The organism is Nocardia sp. alder85J, assembly GCF_020176955.2.
Taxonomy (GTDB): domain Bacteria; phylum Actinomycetota; class Actinomycetes; order Mycobacteriales; family Mycobacteriaceae; genus Nocardia.
Window position 1 is genome coordinate 204253 of record NZ_JAIUCZ020000002.1, and the last position, 20147, is coordinate 224399.

Annotated in this window: 16 protein-coding genes; 13 read left to right on the plus strand and 3 right to left on the minus strand. The window is 68.0% G+C overall.

Annotation, left to right across the window (positions count from 1 at the left end; genetic code table 11):
• Positions 1-149 precede the first annotated feature (149 nt).
• The gene (locus tag LBW94_RS07325) at positions 150-1247 is read right to left on the minus strand and encodes a GAF domain-containing protein (RefSeq protein ID WP_225057440.1); all 1098 of its coding nucleotides are present in this window, start codon (positions 1245-1247) and stop codon (positions 150-152) included.
• 221 nt (positions 1248-1468) lie between these two features.
• Between LBW94_RS07325 and LBW94_RS07330 the strand changes: the two genes are divergently transcribed.
• A complete protein-coding gene (locus tag LBW94_RS07330; protein WP_225057441.1) occupies positions 1469-2488 on the plus strand; it encodes an AraC family transcriptional regulator ligand-binding domain-containing protein in 1020 nt (339 codons plus the stop codon).
• 148 nt (positions 2489-2636) lie between these two features.
• Here LBW94_RS07330 and LBW94_RS07335 read toward each other — a convergent pair whose 3' ends face one another.
• On the minus strand, positions 2637-3329 hold the full coding sequence (locus LBW94_RS07335; protein WP_225057442.1) for a MerR family transcriptional regulator: 693 nt from the start codon (positions 3327-3329) through the stop codon (positions 2637-2639).
• A 279-nt stretch (positions 3330-3608) separates the two neighbouring features.
• Between LBW94_RS07335 and LBW94_RS07340 the strand changes: the two genes are divergently transcribed.
• The 10 genes from LBW94_RS07340 (at position 3609) to LBW94_RS07385 (ending at position 16088) form a co-directional block, all read left to right on the plus strand.
• The gene (locus LBW94_RS07340) at positions 3609-4211 is read left to right on the plus strand and encodes a hypothetical protein (protein WP_225057443.1); all 603 of its coding nucleotides are present in this window, start codon (positions 3609-3611) and stop codon (positions 4209-4211) included.
• 49 nt (positions 4212-4260) lie between these two features.
• Positions 4261-5154, plus strand: coding sequence for an ROK family protein (locus LBW94_RS07345; RefSeq protein WP_225057444.1), 894 nt, complete (start codon positions 4261-4263; stop codon positions 5152-5154).
• Positions 5155-5422: 268 nt separating this feature from the next.
• Positions 5423-6568, plus strand: coding sequence for a GAF domain-containing protein (locus tag LBW94_RS07350; RefSeq protein WP_225057445.1), 1146 nt, complete (start codon positions 5423-5425; stop codon positions 6566-6568).
• Between the two features lie 167 nt (positions 6569-6735).
• Positions 6736-7653 (plus strand): conjugal transfer protein, encoded by a 918-nt coding sequence (locus LBW94_RS07355; protein WP_225057446.1) that lies wholly within the window; start codon positions 6736-6738, stop codon positions 7651-7653.
• A 30-nt stretch (positions 7654-7683) separates the two neighbouring features.
• Positions 7684-7947: a hypothetical protein gene (locus tag LBW94_RS07360; RefSeq protein ID WP_225057447.1), complete on the plus strand. Its 264-nt coding sequence runs from the start codon at positions 7684-7686 to the stop codon at positions 7945-7947.
• The gene (locus LBW94_RS07365; RefSeq protein WP_225057448.1) at positions 7944-8441 is read left to right on the plus strand and encodes a hypothetical protein; all 498 of its coding nucleotides are present in this window, start codon (positions 7944-7946) and stop codon (positions 8439-8441) included. The genes LBW94_RS07360 and LBW94_RS07365 overlap by 4 nt, the downstream gene beginning before the upstream one ends.
• Entirely contained in the window at positions 8441-10951 is a 2511-nt protein-coding gene (locus LBW94_RS07370; protein WP_225057449.1) for an ATP-binding protein, read from the plus strand. Before LBW94_RS07365 ends, LBW94_RS07370 begins: the two co-directional genes overlap by 1 nt.
• Before the next feature lie 3 nt (positions 10952-10954).
• Positions 10955-13438 (plus strand): hypothetical protein, encoded by a 2484-nt coding sequence (locus tag LBW94_RS07375; RefSeq protein ID WP_225057450.1) that lies wholly within the window; start codon positions 10955-10957, stop codon positions 13436-13438.
• 98 nt (positions 13439-13536) lie between these two features.
• Positions 13537-14421: a hypothetical protein gene (locus tag LBW94_RS07380; RefSeq protein WP_225057451.1), complete on the plus strand. Its 885-nt coding sequence runs from the start codon at positions 13537-13539 to the stop codon at positions 14419-14421.
• Between the two features lie 218 nt (positions 14422-14639).
• Positions 14640-16088, plus strand: a complete 1449-nt coding sequence (locus tag LBW94_RS07385) for a C40 family peptidase (protein WP_225057452.1) — start codon at positions 14640-14642, stop codon at positions 16086-16088.
• Positions 16089-16311: 223 nt separating this feature from the next.
• Here LBW94_RS07385 and LBW94_RS07390 read toward each other — a convergent pair whose 3' ends face one another.
• Positions 16312-17478, minus strand: a complete 1167-nt coding sequence (locus LBW94_RS07390; protein WP_225057453.1) for a transglycosylase SLT domain-containing protein — start codon at positions 17476-17478, stop codon at positions 16312-16314.
• A gap of 399 nt (positions 17479-17877) precedes the next feature.
• Between LBW94_RS07390 and LBW94_RS07395 the strand changes: the two genes are divergently transcribed.
• Entirely contained in the window at positions 17878-18465 is a 588-nt protein-coding gene (locus LBW94_RS07395) for a hypothetical protein (RefSeq protein WP_225057454.1), read from the plus strand.
• A 9-nt stretch (positions 18466-18474) separates the two neighbouring features.
• Positions 18475-20121 (plus strand): hypothetical protein, encoded by a 1647-nt coding sequence (locus LBW94_RS07400; RefSeq protein WP_225057455.1) that lies wholly within the window; start codon positions 18475-18477, stop codon positions 20119-20121.
• The last annotated feature ends 26 nt before the right edge of the window (positions 20122-20147 follow it).

Genomic DNA, 20147 nt, shown 5'->3' on the forward strand with positions numbered 1-20147 from the left:
ACCCCCTCGCGTCCGGCGAGAGGGGATCGGCCGTCATCGTGACGTGGCCGGGTGCCGATCGCACCCGGCCACTGTCGTCTTCGTGTCCTGCGCTGTCGTCTTCGTGCCCCGTGCGGGCCGGGAAGTATTGCCGCACAATATGATCGGGCTCAGGTGCAGCAGCCTGCTACGGCGGAGTCCGGCACCCAGTCGAGGAAAGCGCTTCGCTGTGAAGGCATTTCGGGCCACAGGTCGTCGGCGATCCGGACGAACTGGGCGAGTATCAGCGGCCGGGCGGAGTAGCCGGGATAGGGATAGACCAGGACCGAGGTCGGCAGATAGTCGCCGGTGGTGGTGAGGACCCGGACCGTGGTGCCCGCGGCGTCGCCCGCGCGGATCCGGTCGCCGAGTTCGGCGAGCCGGCGGCGGTCGTCGGGATGGAAGACGTCGGTGGGCCGGGGCAGCCGGTCCCAGCGGATCCACGGTGCGGGATCGGTCAGCCAGTGTGCGATACCGGCATGTTCGAGCTGGACGATCGCCAGATAGTTACCCGCGCGCCGGTGGGCCTCGCGCAGGCCGACCCATTCCAGGGCGAGCCGGCGCGGCGTCGCGGCATCGGGGTCGATGTCCTCGATCAGCCACCAGGCGCCCGCGAGATCGGGGCGGGCGCGCAGGGTGATCCGCCACCGGGCCCGCGGCTGTGGGCCCGGTGCGGTATCGGCCTCGAACTGCAATGCGGCGCCGGGCTCCGGGGCGTACAGCAGATCGAGCACCTCGGCGTGCCGGTCGAAGTCCGAAAGTTGTTGGAACAGTTCGGCGATGGAGATCCGGGGGGCGTAGTCCGTCGCCGCGATCCCGGACAGCCGGGTGATGCCGGAGGGCAGTGCGATGGTCTGGCTCGCCAGATCCCAGCTCGCGCCGACGGCCGCGGGTTCCGGCGCCCCGGTTCCGGCGGCGCCGACCCACAACCGCACCGCGTGCACGTCACCGGCGGGACCGAACACCGGCCGGGTCCGCAACACGTGTGGACCCGAGCGGGTGGGAATCGTCGCGTCGATGGTCGCCGCGCGGGTTCTGGTGGCCCACACGGCTTCACCGATGTCGGCGGCGGACAGACTGTCGTAGACGGCCGGTGTCCTCGCCAGCTGCCGCTGCAGGACGCGCGGCCAGCCCGCGAAGTTCCGGGCGGTCTCACCCACCGAGGCCACCGACATGGCCCCGGGCAGCAATGTTTCGATCGTGATCCACGGCGTCGCGGAGTTACGCATGCCATCCCTCTGTTCGAACCTGGTGTGGGGACTCGTGATCCGGAGGGGGGACGCCGTCACCGCCGGACACGTTCGTCGATCTTGATCGATGTACCGTTGAGGCAGAAGGCCAGAACGCGCCACAATGTTGCAATAACGCGTCGCGGTATGGCGTTGTACCGGCGACTTGTGGTGGAGTTCCGTCCCGCTGGGGATGGTGGGTCGTGGCGGAGGTGGCACAGATGTCGGAGCCGGTGGATTCGGCGAAGGGTGCCGGTGACGACCTGCGGCCCACCGACAGTGTGCTGCTGCCGCGTTTCGTGATGCGCCGGGCCATCGAGTGGGGGATGTCGCCGGAGCAGGTGTCGCTGGAGTGCGGCTTTCCCGGCTGGTCCACGGCCGCCGACGGCGCCCGCATCGACAGCGAGCGGTATCTGCGGGCCTGGGAGACCGCCGAACACGGGCTGGGTGATCCGGACATCGCCATGATCATGGCGGAACGGTACGTGGTCGGCGAACTGGGTCTGTACGACTACCTGTTCTCGACCGCGGCGACGCTGGGTGACGGATTGTCGGTGTGCGGTCCGTTCATCGGCGCGATCAGCACCAACTTCCGATTCGATCCGGGCCCGGAGTCCGAGACCGAGGTCGCCTTCGACGTCACGCTGATCGACGGCGCCGGCCGGGGCCGGGAGCTGGCGATGCAGTTCGCGCTGGCGGCCATCTTCACCCGCACCCGGTTGCTCGTGGTCGACGGTCCGGTGAATCCGGCGCGGGTGGCGTTCCGCCAGCGTGCGCCGCGTCATCACGACCGGCTGGTGGAGACCTTCGGCACCACGGAGATCGAGTTCGGCGCACCCGCGGACACCGTCGTGTTCCATGCCGCGGACCTGAATCTGCCGATGCGGACGGCCGATTCGCGGCTGGCGGAGGTATTGCGCCGATTCGCCGCCACGCTCCCACCGCCGACCCGGCCCACCACCTGGCTCGACACCTTCGTCGCGGCGCTGACGGCCGCACTGGACCGCGGCCCGGTCACTCTCGACCAGATCGCCCGCGACATGCTGATGAGTTCCCGTTCGCTGCAACGCCGATTGGCCGAATACGAGACGAGCTGGCGCGACCAGCTGGATCGCGCGCGCCGCAAGCGCTACGAAAAGGCCGTGGCCGAGCAGAAATTGACGCGCTCCGAGCAGGCGGCTCTGCTCGGCTACCACGACAGCCGGTCCGCGCGACGCGCGGCCGAGCGGTGGTCGAGCTGACGACGTGGCCGATGGCGGGGTGGCGTTCCGGTGAAGGACCGGTCGTGCGCACGGCCGGCGGCTGAACGGTGGAGGATGCGGTCGTGCGGGCGGCAGTGGGCCGGGTGTGGTGCCCGGCGCGGGCGTCGTCTGTCGTGTGGCGCGGAATCTACTGCGAGGCGCGGTGATTGGCGGGCGGGGCGGGCAGTTCGGCGCGGCGCTCGAAGGCCTGGCCGACCAGTTCGTCCAGCGCACGCGTGACGATCAGGCGGGTGATGGCGAGATCGGTCTCCAGCTTGGCCCGGTCGCGCGAGGTCCGCTCGGACTGCTCGTACGTGTGACCGGCCAGGTGGTAGAACAATTCGGTGGCATGGTCGTCGGCGAGGCGTTCGGCGTCGGTGCGCAACCGCTCCACCAGTTCGAACGTCACGGCCACCGGGAGCCCGGCGTCGACCAGCCGGCTCGCGAGATCCCAGCAGCGGGGGTTGTTCAGCCGGTAGGCGTCCAGCGGGTCGTCGCTGCTCGCGAGCGCGTCCTGGAGGTAGCCCGGCAGTTCCGGCGCATGGTGCTCGAGCTGGTCCGGTGCGTCGGCGGTGGGTGGTGCGTCCGCGACACCCAGCACGTCGGCGAGGCCGTCCCCCCGGTCCCACGCCTCCAGCAGTTCGCGAATGCCGTTGAGTTTCATGCCCCGGCTGAGCAGCCGGCTGATGGTCTGCAAGCGCTCCAGGTGATTGGCGCCGTAGTAACCGATCCGGCCGCGAACGTCGGGTGAGGGCAACAGGCCACGCTCGTGGTACACGCGTACGCTACGCACGGTGGTGTCGGCCGCCCGCGCGAGCTCATCGATCGTGTATTCCGCCACCTGGGTGCACCCCCCATCTGTCGAGTGCTGCGTAGTGTTGCCGCAGAAAATGAGCCGCAGGGAAACGACTCGTTAAATGACGATACGTAGCTTGGAAAGGGTTTGTCAACGTACCGTTACATAACGGCGGAAGTGGTTGCCGCATTGCGCGAGGTGGACTACCGTTCGATTCACCGACGTAGAGCGTTGGTATTACCGGGGACTGTCGAGCAGCCCTGACGACGCCTGACTTTTGGGACGCGCTGTTCGTCATGCGCACCCTCGGCACCGGAGACGGCCATGACCACCACTCGGTATCTCGTACCAGCGATTCAGACGCGTCGTTCGCACGCACCTCTCACTCCTACCTCCGGCACCGCCGCGTCCGCTCCCGAGCCGGCTCCGGCCGGCCGCGCCGCGACGGTAGCCAACGGCCGCACCCGCGCGGCGTCCACCGGCCGCCCGGCGACGGGCACGCCGACGGCCCCGGCGGGCAGCCAGACCGGCGCCGCGCGGACCGCGCAGTCGAGACAACAGCCGCCGTGCGCCGGTAGCCCCAACACCTGGGATCTCGATGTGGGTACCCCGGATTCCTGGCGCATCGCCGTCCAAACCTGCCGCAGCTGCCCGCTTTTCGCCGAGTGCGGCCGGCAGGCGCAGGCCCTGATCGCCCGCGGCGACGGGCCGCGCGCGGTGATCTGGGCGGCCGTCGCCTATGACAGCGCGGGCAAGGTCGTGGAAAATCTGGACTGCCACCGCACCAATTCGGTCGACAACCGTCGTCCTCTGCGTATCATCCGGCACGGGGTACGGCCGCAGGCCGTCGAACCGGCCCCGGCGACGCCGCGGCGGCATCTCGTTCTCGGTCGTCCGTTGCGTCCCACCGGCACCGCTGCGTGCTGACCGCACCACGGCCGCGAACGATGAGGACTTCTGTGACGGTGGGTAATTCATGACGATGCTGGCTCTGGAGATCGGCTCGGCCGGATTCGCGGTCAGCCGCCTCGACGACGATGTGGACGACGAAGACGTCCTGCGCGCTCCGGCCCCGGCGCGCGGGGCCTGGCAGCAGTGCCGGGAAATGCTGCTGAAGGCCGCGGGCGGCCAGCAGGTCACCGCGGTGGGCATCGGCTCCAGCGGCCCGATCGACATGTCCGCGGGGGTGATCGCCCCCGGCGACATCGCGGAGTGGCGCGCGGGTTTCGGCATCGTGGAGGAGATGCGCCGGCTGTTCCCGTCGGCGGAGGTCCGCCTCGGTATCGACGGGGTGTGTATCGCGCTGGCGGAGCGCAACTTCGGTGCGGTCGGCCAGGTGATGGACGCACTGTCGATCTCGGCGTCGTACCACATCACCGGCGGTATCTCGGTCGGCGGTTTCGCGGTGGTGGGCCGGACCGGTAACGCCGGCAACATCGGCCACGTGCTGGTGCCCGGCTTCGACGAACTGTGCGACTGCGGCGGCCGCGGCTGCGTGGACGCGGTCGCCGGCGGCCTCGCCGCGGTCCGCTTCGCCCGCGAGCAGGGCTGGACCGGAACGACTCCGGCGGATCTGGTGACGGCCGCCGGCACCGGTGACGAGGCCGCCGTCGCTGCCCTCACCCGTGCCGGTACCGCGCTGGGCCGTGCCATCGCGTCGGTGGCCGCCCTGCTGGATCTGGATCTGGTGGTCGTGGGCGGGGTACTGGCGCAACCGGGTTCGGCGCTGTGGCAGCCGATGCAGGAGGCGGTGGCGACCCACGCCCGGGCCAGCTATCTGCACGGCCTGCGCGTGGTGCTCTCGCCGCTGGGCGAATTCGGCGTCCTGGCCGGTGCCGGTGTGCTGGCGGTGACCGCGAACCAGGACTGATCGACGTCGATACACAGAACGCCCGGACCCGCTGTGGCCCGGGCGTTCTGCTGTTCCCGGCACCGGTCCGGCGCGCACGGATGCCGGGAACCTTAGCGGCAGGTTAAGGATCGGCGGTCCGTGTTGCGGTTGCCGCGAAGCCGTGGAAGGTAGAGAGGTGGCTCGGTCCTTCCCACTATTGAATGAACCGCTATCTAACGGTACATTAGATACGTTAGCTGGAGGCTCCGAGGTCGAGACCCGGAGCGGGCGGATGCGGACGAGTGCGATGCGAAATGGCGCAGTGATCCCGTGGGTGACGGTGGAGACCTTGACACCGGACACCATGACGGTCGCGTCGGTCGGTAACGCCCCACGCGAATTCGCCGGTGTCCAGCGGGTTCTCCAGCGGCTGCTCGCCAAGACCCCGGCCTTCTACGACAGCCTGAACACCGCCGGCATCGGCGAGGCGTTGCAGTCGTGCCTGACCGGGGCGACCGATGTCGACCTGCGGGTGCCCACCGGCGCCGGCCCGCATCTGCTGCGCCTGCGGCCGGTGTTCGGGCCGACCGGCGCGGTGCACGCCATCCGGATGTGGCTGGGCCCGGCGGGGATTCGCATTCCCGAGCCGGGGATGGTGGTGGGCGCGATCTGGGATCTGCCCACCCAGACCATCCAGTTGCCCAGCGGCATCACCCGGATGCCGGGGATCGCCGTCGAGGAATACGTGCCGCGGATGTCGATCGCCGAATTCTTCTATCGGACCGTGGGTTTCGATCGGCACGCCGAGGTACTCGACCTGCTGTACGACCACAAGCCCGGCGACAAGATGCAATTCGAGGTGAACCTGCTGGCCGGCACCGGCCGGCCGGGGCGTTGGCGGATCAGCATGCGCGGCCGCGACGACGAGCGCGCCCAGGGCGCGTGGTGGCTGATCGAGGATGTCACCTCGCCGACGACGCCGTTGGAGTGGCCGACCCTGGAACGGGTCGGATTGCGCGAGGCGCATCGCCGGGCGGGTAATCATCTGGCGGTGATCCAATTGGAGCACACCAGCATTTCGCATTGGCTGACCGATCCCGCGCCCTGGATTCGATGGGATTACCTGTTCCGCCCGGTCGACGTCTTCCATCCGGAGGACCGGGGCCGGTTGATCGAACTGGGCACCCGGCTGCGCGCCGGTGATACCGCCGGCATCACCGTGCGCACGCTGAATTACGCGGGCGACTACACGCCGAGTTCGTTGCTGCTGTATCCGTATCCGGGCTACTCGAGCCGGCCGCTGACCATCGCCGAGGTGGTCCGGGCCGCCGACACCCCGGCCGTAGCGCTGCCGCAACGACCCGTCCCCGACCCCGATCGCACCCCGATCGGTTACGACGAACAGCTGTGGCACTGGCTGGCAGGCCGGATGAAGCGCAGCCCCGCCTACTGAGCCACCCCGGTGGCCGGAACTCCCAGCGTTGGGAACAAATGAACGAATAGCGAAATTGAATTCGCTCTACCATTTCGGGAGTGCTGACAGTGTCTGGCAGAACTGCGGATTCCGGCGAGGAATTACTTCGCCGAATGGCCGTACGGCGCCGTCGGGACAATATTCTCGTGGGCGTGTTCGCGGTGCTCGCCGTACTCGGTGGCGGTCACGCGATTCTCTCCTTCTTCTCGTCCCCGCCACCGGGCCCGTCCGAGGATTCCACCACCCGGATAATCGCCCACGAGCAGCTGGCCCAGTCGTACGCCCGCGATTTCGTGGTCACCTATCTGAGCGCGACCTCCGGGCAGCAGGACAAGCTGGCGGAGTACGTCAGCAGCGGCCAGCAGGTGACGCTGCCGTCCATCGGACGGCAGATCACCGACGGCCAGGTCGTCTATGCCGCGCGGATGTCGGCGAGCGAGGCGCTGGACGTGTGGACGGTGACCGTCTCGGTGCGGGTTGCCAAGGGTGCGGCGATCGGGGGCGACAAGCAGTTCTATCGGGTCGCCGTCTCGGTCGCCGACGGCCGGTTGCGCGCGCTGTCGCTGCCGGAGGTGGTCGGGCCGCCGCTGCGCGGTGACGACCTGATGCTGGGTTACCAGACCACCTGCTCACCCGATACGCCGCTGACCCAGGTGGCGGCCGGATTCCTCGCCGCCTACGCCGCCGGCAACGGCGACGTGGCCCGCTACGTCACCCCCGATTCCGGGATCACGGCCCTGCACCCGTCGCCCTATTCGGCGATGGATGTCGCGACCGTGATGGCCGACGATTCCGGATGCGGGGCCAGTTCGGCGACCGCGCACGTGCTGGCCTCGGTGAATCCGAAGGCCGACGGCGGGGTGGCCCCGAGCCTGGCGTTCCCGCTCACCATGGTGCGCACCGGTGGCCAGTGGCAGGTGCAGGCGATGGATTCCGTTCCCTACCTGCGTAGTCCGATGACCGTGGTCACCGGGCAGCAGGCCGGTCGCGACGCCGCGGCGGCGTCGAGTGCGGCCAAGCCGACGGCCAGCGCGGTCCAGGTGCCGCCTGCCACCCAGAACTGATCCGGACACCGATCGGAAAGGACCCTCCGCATGGGCACCAACCTCGCCACCCTCCTGTACAACATTCTGGTCGCGTTCCGCTGGATCGGGTTGATCATCCTGACCATCGCCAGCATGGCGATCCTCATCTCGGAGTCGGCCAAGGCCAAGCTCTCGCCGGGCAAGGTGCTCGCGGTCGCCGGGTCGGCGATCGTGGCGGCGGTGGTGTTCTGGGTGCTGCCGTCGATCGTGAACTACGCCCGGGTCGACGCCACCACGCTCGTTCCGGGGCAGCCGATCGGGGGGTACCGATGAGCCAAGTGATCAAGGTGTTCACGCCGATCAAGCGAGTGCCCACCATGATCGGCAAGGCCCAGAACGGGCAGAAGCTGCCGTTCGGTCCCTATACGCTGCCGCAGGTCGGCGCCGCGGTGGTGCTGTTGCTGCTGACCGCCGTGTGCTCGATGACGTTCCCGCTGAACCCGGCGATCACCTTCATTGCCGGGCTGGCGCTGACCGTGCTGACGGTGTTCGCGCTCGGGCTGGTGCCCTATACCGGGGTGCGGCTGAGTTCCCGGGTGTTCTGGGTGGCCCGGCTGCTGGCGCGCCGGCGCCCGGTCTCGGCCTCCGGCATGCCGATCGATGTCGAGGACTCCTCGCGTACAACCTTGTTCATCGAGGAGACCGTGGTGGTGATCCTGCCCGACGGCCGGGTGCGGGAGCGCCAGGCCGCCGGCGCCCGCACCAACGGGCTGTTCCTCGAATCGATCGCGGCCCGCCCGGCCGCGCTGAGCGGAGGGCGCGCCTGATGGCCTTCGATCGGGATCTCCAGCCGACCGCGGCGATCCGCGGCAATCTCCAGTTCACCCATTCGGGACTGGTGACGGCGACCTACTTCATCAGCCCGCTGGGGTACGGACTGCGCAAGGCGTCCGACAAGTTCGACGTGAAGATGGCGCACCACGCGTTGATCAACCACCTGCCGAACGGTTCACTGCTGCTGGGCATCCAGGCCCGGCTGAACACCCTGGACGTGCTGAGCAAGATGGTCGAGGGGGTGGATCTGGACGAGTGCGAGGACTACGCCGACGAGGTGGTCTCCTCGTACGAGCGGGTGCGGTCGATCGTGCCGCAGACCCGGATCTACCTGCTGTCGATCCCGGTCGGCGCCGCCAACGCGGGCAGCATCTCCACGCTGTCGCGGATGTGGCGGGGCAGCACCACCACCATCGACGCCACCGCGCTGTCCCGCGCGGAACTCGATGCGTACCAGGACAAGGCCGACGAGATCCTGTCCCGCATCGGCGGCGATTTCGATCCGACGCCGGTACCGGCGGCGCTGTTCCAGTGGCTGTGGGAGCACTACCTGTCCCGCGGTGCGGCCGGCGATCCGATCGCGCCCACCCGGGCCGGCACCCTGGACGACGCGACCGCGGCGGTGTTCCGGTCCGCCGCGCTGGACGAGGGCGCGCAGGCCGACCACAAGAACCGGTTGCGGCCGTCGTTCGTGCCGGTGGTCAAGGTGGTGCAGCCGGACTTCGAATTCATGCCCTCCTACCAGTCGATGCTCACCCCGCACTCGTTTCCCTACGCCGGCATGACCTTTCCCGGCGGCAGCGAATTCCTGAACGTGCTCGAGGGCCTGGGCAACGTGACCGTCGACTGGGGCATCCGGGTGTCCACCCGGTCGGCCGATCAGGTGCTCAAGCACAACGAGACCAGCCTGCGGCGACTCGGCGAGCAGATGGATCAGCGCGACCAGGAGGTGTCCTTCGCGCAGAACACGCTGATGTCGAAGGCACAGATGCTGGGCGAGTACAACCAGCACTTCGAGGTGAACGGCGCCGAATCGGAGGTCTCGTTCACCACCGTCGTCGCGGTCGGCGGTGCGAGCCGCGACATCACGATGGACGCGGTGAACACCCTGAAGCGCCGCTACAAGCGTTTCCAGATCGACCTCACCGCCCCCGTCGGCGCGCAGGTCGACCTGTGGTCCATGCTGATTCCGGGCAGCCCGCCGCGGCGGGCCTTCGACGATTACGCGCATATCGTGCCCTCGGATATGTGGGCCGGTTTCGTGCCGTTCATCACCAGCCAGATCGGTGACGATTCCGGGCCGGTGATCGGCGTCAATCTGATGTCCGGCAATTTCGAGCCGATCCATTTCGGGATCATGGAGGCGGCGCTGCACGACCTGTCCGCGTCCTTCGCGGTCACCGGTGAACTCGGTTCCGGCAAATCGTATTTCCTGAAATTGATCGCGGTCCTCGTCCACGATATGGGCGGGCAATTCCTGGCGATCGACCGCAGTCAGGTGGGGGAGTGGGAGCACTTCGCGACCTCGATCGACGACGCGGTGATCATCGACCTGGCCAATCCGACCGTGTCGCTGGATCCACTGCGGTTGTTCGATCCGCGCATCGCGGGCGAGCGCACCCTGGATTCGCTGCTGCCGCTGCTGGATCTGTCGCCGACCTCCGGTGCGGGCGCGGCGGCGTCGAATCTGCTCACCCCGCGCGGGATCGCCGAGCACCGGATCCGCAGTCTGCTGGACATGTTCCAGGTGGTGCGGCGGCTGTCCGACGATCCGCAATACGGACCGGAGTACGCCGACCTCGCGGCGCGGATGGGCACCGTCGTCGACCGGGTGCCGGTGCTGTTCGATCCGCGGCTGCCCACGCTGCGGCTGGACGCGTCGGCGACGGTGGTACGCAGCCACCATCTGGCGCTGCCGAGCGCCGAGGAACTGACCACACCACACCTGTATGCCCGGTTGCCGCTGACCAAACGGCTCGGCACCGCGCTGTACGAACTGGTCGGCGTCGCGGCGCGGGAGGCGTTCCTCACCGACAACGGCCGCTTCGGGCTGCTGGTCGGTGACGAGGCGCACCACTTCACCCAGACCCAGGTCGGATCCTCGGTCACCTCCGATTTCAGCCGCGACGGCCGAAAGCATCTGGCCGCCATCGGTTTGGCCTCCCACGATCCGGCCGCCGACTTCCAGGGCGCGGCGCACAACCTGATCCCGAACCGCTTCGTGTTCCGGCAGCGCGACGAGACGCTGGCCCGCAACAGCCTGGAATGGCTCGGTGTGGATCTGGAGGAGGCGCCGTTCCTGTTGCAGGTGCTGCGCGAGGAGACCTCGCCACCGGTCGGCCCCGGTCGATCGGTGCCGGAGGAACGGCGTGGCGAGATGTTCATGCGAGACGCGCTCAACCGCATCGGGCGCGGCAAGGTATTGGGGCCGGCGCGTGTCGACCGGGCCGCGGCGATCACCAGTACGCCGGGGGCGATGCGGGCACTGGATCGACGGGTATGAGTCATGGTCACCATCGGTAATACCGTCGGCCGGTTCTCCGGCCCCCACTCGTGGGACTTCGAGTACTGGCGCCTGCCCGCGGTCGTGCGGCGCTGTCGCGGTTGGCTTTTCGCGACGCGGCGGCGGCGCTGGACGGTGCGGCTGGTGGTGGCGTTCGTGCTGCTGTTCGTCGTGCCCGCGATCCTGGGCGCGGTGGCGACCGCGCAGACCACCACCTCGACGACGGAGTCGACGACCACCTCGATCAACAGCGCGCTGAGCTGGATGGGGGTGAAGGACTCCTCCGGGGTGCTGCTGTCGAACTATTCGTTCGCCACCAACGACGGTAGCCTGCTGCATCCGTTCACGACGGTGCTGGCCGCGGTGATCACCATCGAGTTCGCGGGCTGGCTGATCATCGTCACCACCGGGATCTGGATCGTCGGCTACTCGCTCAGCTTCAAGTGGCTGGATCTGTTCGCCTCGCCGATGCACGCGGTGGCGAATTCCCTCACGAGTCAGATCGCGTTGCCGATCGTGCTGGTGACGGCCGCGACCTTCGGCGCGTTCTTCGTGGCGTGGTTCTGGATTCGCGGGTACTACGCGAAATCGGTGATGCAGGTGGCGACCATGATCATGGTCGCCGTGCTCGGCCCGCTGTTCCTGGCCGAACCGCTGGCCGACGTGCTGTCCTCGGACGGGACCCTGGCGCAGGGCCGTAATCTCGGTATCCAGGTGGCCGCCGGACTCAACGGCGCCAGCACCAGTAATCCGACTCAGCTCGTGATCACCATTCAGCAGAACATGGCCGACAATTTCGCGCGAAAACCGTTGCAGGTCTGGAATTTCGGACATGTGGTCGACGATTCGGCGGCCTGCCGGGCCGCGTGGACCTCGGGGATGGCCGCCGCCAACGGCGACCAGGTGCGCAGCGGCATGAAGAATTGCGGTGACGGCGCGGCCTTCAGCTCGGCCAACAGTCCCAGCGTCGGCCAGATCGGCGCCGGGTTGTTGCTGCTGCTGGCGGGAACGCTGCTGTTGTTGTTCGCGGTGGTGTTGTCGACCAAGATCATCTGGTCGGCGCTGGATTCGGTGTATCACGGCATTCTCGCGATATTCGGTTTCGCCGCAGCGGGATTCATCTACGGGGCGCCGCAGACCTTCCTGGTGCGCAATGTCGTGCATTCGCTGTTCGCGGGCGCCAAGATGGCCGCGCAGGTGATCTTCCTGGGGGTCTATCTGCTGTTCCTCGGTGACCTGTTCCAGCAGGCCCAGGGGCAGGTGATGGCGGTGTTCGTCATCGGCGCGATCGTGGAGATCATCGCCATCTTCCAGCTCAAGCGGCTGACCAAGAGCCTGGAGAAGGGCAACGACTTCGTGGCGAACCGGTTCGCCCTGGCGATCCAGAACGGCATGGCCCGGCAGGGCGGCGGTGGTTCGGGTGGTTCCGGTACGGCGATCGGTATGGGGCAGATCGGCGCCAGCCGGGGTATGCACATGGGGATGCTCGCGACCCTCGGCGCGTTCAGCACCGTGAGCGGATCGCCGGCCACGGCCTGGCTGTGGGGCAAGACGCGCAATCCGCTGTCGCCGTACTCCCGCATGGAGCGACGGTCCCTGCTGGCGCAGTGGGGGGTCTGGGGAAATCCGGGATTCGGTGCCGCGGAGGGCTGGTACACACAGTCCTATCTGAACCGCAAACTGTTCGCGGACGCCGCGGGCGACGGCGCGGGCGCCTACGGTGGTCTCAACACGATGCGCGGCGCGGCCGCGGCCCTGCAGCACGCGGCGGATGTGGGAGCCGGGCAGGGAGATTTCCTGGGTGCGCTGATGGGTGCGGGCTTCACCGACCAATCGGTCATGCGACACGTCGTCAACGAATGGGGTTCGGTGACGCGCATCGCCGACGGCTTCAAACTCGGTGACGAACGACTGGCGCGGGTGGCCGCCGCCACCGAGCGCAGCGACAACCTCGTGCGGCGCTACCTCGCCGGTGATGCGACCCCCGAGCAGGTCGCGGCCTCGATGGGTGTACTCCAGTCGGCCGCCTACACCTTCAGGATGGCGAATCCTGGCGGCGTCGAGGGCGTGACAGCGGAGGAGGAGCGCTGGATCAACGAATATCTCGATGATCCGAACGAGGACAGGATGAAAGAGCTGACCGCCCGCATCAAGGGCCGCAGTTCAGCGGCCGGGAATCTCACATTCGCTGACGGCACCACATTCACGGTGGACGGGATCGGGGCCCGCCGCATCGGAGCGTTCCTGTCGAACGAACACGCCAGCCGGATCCTCGAGAAGGCCGATGCGTGGGTTGCCGATCCGCGCGATCTGCAACTGCTCCGTGAGCTTCGGAACGAGGGGGTGAAGGCTCAGCTCACCGACTCCTTCGATCCGGATCTGTGGAAGCGGCTACCGCCGTCGCGGCTGGGGCCGACCACCATGACCGATCCGCCGGCGCGCGAGCGGATGGGCGCGGTCGACAGCTGGATCCATCCCAGGCGATGATCGGTTCCCGCTGGTGGGCATGCCGGACAATGATGAGAGCGAGCTGTGAGTCGCTGGGGTAGTGACGATCGGACCCGGATGCTCGCAGAAAGGCCGCCATGATCAAACGCTTGGTGTTGTTCGCGCTGATGCCGGCCTGGATCTGGGTGGGGATCGGCGTGATCGGGGCACTCGGCGGGATCTTCGTGGCGCTGGCGGTGATCACGGGCAGCATCGTCAGTTCGGGCTCGGCGGACTTCCACTATCAGTGTGACAGCGCGGTGGGACCGGATCCCTCGGACACCGAAACCGCCACCACCGCGGCGGCTCCCACAACGGGGGCGGAATCGTTGGAGGGCACGGAGATTCCGACCACCAACCCGTACGCCTCACTGACCTTCGACGCCGGGGAGACCGATGTGTCGGACTGGCAGCGGGCCTGTGTGTCCGCGATGAAGTCCGCGCCCTATCAGTTGCCCGCGTTGTTCTCCGCCAACGCCGGGTCGTCGGCCCAGTGTGCGCAGCAGCTCGCGCTGGCGCTGCTGAACCCCCCGTCCGGTACGAGCGGGTCCGGTAGTGGCTCGACGGTCAGCGATCCGGCGCTGGCGGCAGTCGGCGTGGTGTACGGGGCATCGTCGGTGTCCAGCACCGGACGCTGTATCCCCACGTCGGTATCGACCACGGGAAGCAGCACCGGGATGTCGGACAATACCTATGGATCGGTGCCGGGTACCGCGTGCCCGGCCACCGACCCGAGCGCTCCGATCGCGCTGCCGAACACCATTGCCGCCCAGTCGCTCTGCGGTCAGCGGGTGGATTCCTCGGCGGTGTCCGCCGGGGATCTCGTCTACTGGGGGTATCAGAACTACACGCCGACCAAGGTCGGCATCGCTGTGAGCAGGGGGCAGGTGGTCGCATTCGACTCGTCCTCGGGCCGATTGACCGAGCAGTCGATGCCGTCCGGGAAGGACGTCCGGGTCAAGCGGGTGCTCGGCGGATCCTGATGACGCCTACCCGGACCGACGATGATGCCGGCGCGGCCGCCGTTGCGGGGGCGGTGGATTCGGTCGCCGTCAGTACGCCGTGGACGGTGCGGACCGTACGGAGCCGGCCGAGTCATCCCTGGCAGTCCGGTGGTGATGTAGCGAGCGGGTCGGATGCGGGCACGGCCGCCGGGCCCGGGGCTGCCGAGACATCCACAGCACTCGCGAATCCGACTGCCGTGCAGAATGATTCGGTCGACCGTGGTTCCGGTGCTCCGCTGACCGGCACGTCGGACGTCGATACCGGCGCCGGCGATGCCCCGGTGGACGGCAGCGTCGCGGCGGCCGGAGATCCGCTCATCGCCAAGGATTCCGGTAAGTCCGGGTCGGTCGATGCGGCCCGGGACCCGGGTGTCGCGGGCGGTCCGACCGGAGTCGGTGTCGCCGAGACGGCCGCGAGTACCGCTGCCCAGCCGGGAGAGGGGACGGGAAACAAGCGGGTGACGGCCGCCGGGACCGGAACCGGAACGGCCGCAGCGAGTTCGGGATCCGGCCGGGTGGTGGATTCGGCCCCCGTCGCGACGGCCGCACCGGCCGCCAACGACTATGCGACGCCGGTGGCGGGCCGGGTCGCACCGGCCGCCACCGCACCCGACGCCGGATCGAGGGGTACACCGTCGGCGTCGGCCGCTGCGGCACCACCGAATACGGCGGCGCAGAACATGCTGGGCATGCTGCCGATGCTGGCCGCGGCCATGTCCGGACTGGGCAGCGGGAAGGGTAGCGGGAGCGGCTCGACCCCGCAACAAGCCCGGCAGGCGTTACAGAACCTCGCCGACACCCACGGCAACGGCGACCCCACCGCGCCGCGGACGGGTGGCGTCACCACGGTGCCGGGGACCGGTACGACCTCGGCGGGAGCCGCGCCGTCCGGTTCCTCGGCCGCTTCCGCGTTGAACGCCAAGCAGATCTATCAGCGCAGCGTCTCCACCGCGTTCGGCAACCTGGACAACAAGCTGGTGGACTACATCAACGAACTCGGCGGTGTGACCACGGCCAATCGGTCGGCGGTGAACGGACTGCTGGGCGAGGTGAATACGGCGCTGAGCCAGGTCGGTCCGGACGCGACGAGCGTCGCCGGACAGTACCGGGTGCACGCGCTGCTGGCCACCGCCCTGCACGATGCCCAGGTCATCACCGGCAACACCGGCGTCTCCGCGGCGGATGCGGCCTCCGCCATCAACGAACTCACCCGGCAGTACGTCTACAACGTCTCCGGCCGGGACTATCAGGCGGAGGTCAACGTCCCGGCGGCGAGTTCGGCGGCGAGTTCGGCTGCGCAGCGGGCTATTTCGACGGCGTTGAGCGAGTTGGGGAAGCCGTACGTGTACGGGGCGGAGGGGCCGAACTCGTTCGACTGCTCCGGCCTCACCCAGTACTCGGCCGCGTCGGCGGGCGTCGCCATCCCGCGCACGGCCTCCCAGCAGTACCAGCAACTACCGAAGGTGAACCCGGCCGACATCCGGCCCGGCGACCTGATCTTCCCGGCGGCCGAATTCGACAACGGCAGTCCGGGGCACGTCATGATGTACATCGGCAACGGCCGGTGCATCGAGGCCCCGCACACCGGCGACGTCGTGAAAATCGTCGGTCTGCCCAGTAGTTTCGCGGCCAGCCGCTGGAGTTGAGTTCTCCGGCGGGCATTCTCGGAATGTGGACGGGTCGTCTCATGTAACACGCTGCACTGCATCCACGAGGCGTCACCGATGTCGTGTGTGACGGTGGTGAGCCGCTCGATGACCGTGCCCAGCGCCTGCGCCGTGTGTTCAGGATCATGGGACAACCCCAGGGTATCGGCACGCACGGGAATATCATGCGCGAGATCAGTTGTGCCCCAGCCGTGAGCGCATCTCAGTAGCCCACGTAATGGCCCCCGTGGTGCAGGTTCACGATGCCCGGCACATTGTCCAGCGAACCGTAGCGATGGATGGCGTACCGGACTCCGGCGATGATGTTGTCCACCGGATTCCAGACGTTGGTGTGCCCGGGCAGTGCGTAGGCGTTGAACGTCGGATCTATGGTCTGCATCAGGCCTTTCGACGGATGTCCGGCCGCGGCGTTGCTGTCCCAGTTGTTGATCGCGTTCGGATTGCCCGCCGACTCGTGGTCGATGATCGCCGCGATCGCCGCCGGGTCCATCAGCTGCGGATCGACCCCGCTGGCTTGCAGGATCTGTAGTGCATCGCCGATCCACTGCCCCATCTGCCCGGACGGCCGGGCCAGCGGTGGGCCGCCGGATCCTCTTGCCGCACCGGCATATCCGCCGCCCGTACGGTTCGCTGACTGGAGATAGTGGTCGGCCAGCGCCTGCACCTTGTCTGCGGTGACACCCGCTGTCGATTGTCCTTGTCCGAGAGTGGAATTCGCTCGTTGCAACGCGTTGGACAGCGTCGAGGACAGCAATTGCCTTCCGGTGGTGGTGTTCTCGAGCGGACCGAGTGCGGTGATCGCGGCGTCCACGTCGGCGAGGATGGCCGCCATCGCCGCCCGCCCGCGCGCGGTGTCGTCCGTCGAACCCCGGAGCAGTTGCCCGAGTTCGGCATTCAGCTGTTCCATCGCGGTCGCGCCACCGGCTCGGGTCGCGGACGCGGCCCCGTATCCGCTGCCGATGTTGCCGTCCCACAGCACGGGCACCGTGGGGGCATCGCTCGGCAGAGTCGGTGGGGCATAGGGCTGCCCGGTCTCGGCGGTCGGCTGCCCGCCGCCGAACTGTGCCGAGATGGAGGACAGCGCCATCATGGTCGCCCCGAGCATGCCCGCGCTGCCCGCCAACGCCGCTGCGCCGGAATCGGTTCCGAGGGGAGCGGAGCTGGGGGCGGATCCGGCGGGGGTACCGGCCCGTGGGGGTTGTGCGGCGTTCTCGGCGGCGGCCGGGGCCGGGGCCGCGGCCGCGGGCTTCGGCGGACGCGGAGTCCCGCGGCGGGCACGGGGGCGCTGCCGGGTCGCGGTCGTTGCGCTGGGCGGCGGCGGAACGGCCTGCCCGGCCTCGGGTTCGGTGGTGTCCCGGGGCTGGGTCATCGGCGGCATCCCGGCGCCGCGACCGGGCGGTACTCGACGGTGGATCCATCTCGGAGCGGCACCGGGTACCTCCCTCCTGATCGCGGCCGACGCCGGTGCGGTCTGCGGCGGTGGCAACCGGCCCTCCCATCATGGCTGCCCGGGCCGTGCGGACGTCGTTCCCACGGATGGGAATCCAAGAGAATGAAGTCGTCGAGACAAGACCCCGTACGCCGGGGTGGAGTGCAGGTGATCGCAGCCTCCTCACGGGGGCGTGCTCCACTGGAAGGTGAACCCGATAGTGACGGTGCTCAGAATGCGCGACGTGCGTGGATCGTCCACGCGCCGCAGCTCCGGGCGCCGTGACCTGCTGCTGGGGCGCGCCTGTCGGTCGCATATCGATGGAACAGGAGTGCTCTGATGCATTGGGGATCGATCCTGAAGACGGTCGCATCGGTGGCCGTGAGTACCGCTCTGCCGATCGCGGGCAATATCATTCTCCCGGGCGCCGGCGGTCTGATCGGCGGCGCGATCGGCAATATCGCCTCCCAGGCGATCGAGGGCAATATCCACGGGTTCGGCGACGTCGTCAAGGCCGGTGGTGAGGGGGCGATGTACGACATGATCGGTGGTGGGATCGGTAAGGGGCTCGCGAGTATCGGCACCAAGATCGCCACCAGGTCCATGAATCCCCTGATGTCCCATGTCGTCGGTAGCGGTGGGATCAAAGAGCTGATACCTGCGATCAAGAATCTCGCCAGGGATCCGGCCGGGTCGATCGTCTCGAATCTGAGGACCGGGTTGGTGAACGGAACGCACTCTTTCGCCGATTTCAAGTACGTCGGGCAGACTCTGGGCCGCGCCGGTGGCACGGTCTGGGCGGATTTCAACACCAGCCACTCGAACCCGCAGACCGGATCCGGGGCCGGTAACGGTAACGGCAGCCCCGCTACCATTGCATTGCAGAGCGTTCCGGTCGAACAGTTGCACTATACAAAGTCTGCATGAGGGTGAACGATGCCACTTGCCGACCTGTGGATTCCTTCGTTCGCTGGGCTGATACAGCAGATCGAGACGCTCGAGAAGGGCGGGCAGAAGGTTCAGAACGACCAGGACTACGTAGTCACGCCCGAGGTGGCGGGAACGCTGAAAGACAATTTTCAGCAACTGTACAACAATGTCGGTGATCTGTACTACGGCCTGGGTAATGCCAGCAAGACGACACCCAAACTGAGCAATCTGCGGGCCTTCAATCCGGACATGAGCCAGCTGACGGGGGCCGAGGCGCTGTTGGTCAACTACGGTCAGATAGTCGCCGATGTGAATAAATCCGCCGACAACCTGAATACGGCCGACCAGACCGTGATCGACACCGTGAAAACGTACGGCGATCAGGCTACGGCGTTGAAGGGCTCGATAAATTCCATGCTCGAGGATATGACGGCCAAGGCCGGGAATCCGCCCGACAAAGCGAACGAGACCGAGATCGAGTACGTCGCGGGCTATCTGGCGGATGCGATCGAGACGTACGCCAAGGACGCGGCCGGTATCCAGACGGAAGCTCAGACGGCGGCGAACAACGTCAAGACCAACACGCCCACGCCCACAGACCCCACCACACCCACCCCCGCCACGCCGACCACCAGTTCGCCGTATTCGAACTACTCGCCGACCACGTCCTCGCCGTACACTTCCTCCCCCTATTCCTCGAATCCGTACGATGGCTACACGCCGGTCACCAGCAACACCACCGGCAATGGAACCACCACCGGCGGGACGGCGACCGATCCGTACGGCACCGGTAATACCGGTACCGGCAGCACCGGGACCAACCCGTACGGCACCGACACCGGCAGCAATGCGACCCCGGCCAGCGCCGGCACCAGTGCGGGCGATCCGGGTATCGGCTCCATGATGGACAGCCTGTTGCCGATGTTGATGTCGGGACTGCTGAACCGGCAGCAGGCCGATCCGACCCAGAACACCGACCCGTACGCGAACGACCCGTACCGCGACCGGTACGGCCAGTACCCGCAGAACGCGCAGCAGCAGCCCACGCAGCAGCAGACCCAGCCGGGCCAGTCCAGTTCGTCGCAGGCCGCGCCGGCGCAGGGCCCGACCAGCGGCGCCACCTCGGATCAGCCCACGAACAACGTGCCCGCCGGCCGGACCCCCGGGCCCGACGGCACCGTCACCTATACCTTCCCCGACGGCCAGACCCAGAAGGTGTCCGTCACTGTCGCAAAGGCTCTGGACGCGGCGTTCGGCAATCAGAAGGACACCGACGCCCAGACCGCGTACGCGGGCACGTCCGCGAAGTGGACCGACAAGAAGCAGATCGGCGCGCGGGTCGATCCGTACCAGTTGATGACCGGCGACATCGCCACGTGGGAGAACGCGACCGCGATCGTTCGCGTGATGGGTTCCGGGACGGACGGTACGCTGGATGTGATCGTCGACGGTCAGCTGAAGCCCTTCGCCCCCGACATGTCGGGCGCCACGGGCGAATTCGGGGAGTTCACCGGATTCCAGCATCCCAACGGGATCGAGGTCAGCAATGCCACCGACACCTCGGGGACCGGCAACGGTACGACCGGGGTGGCCGGCGATCCGTCCGGTGGCACCGCGGCGGCCGCGGCGCCGACGGTCGCGGCCCCGGCCTAGGCCGGGATCCGACCGTCGAGAACCGG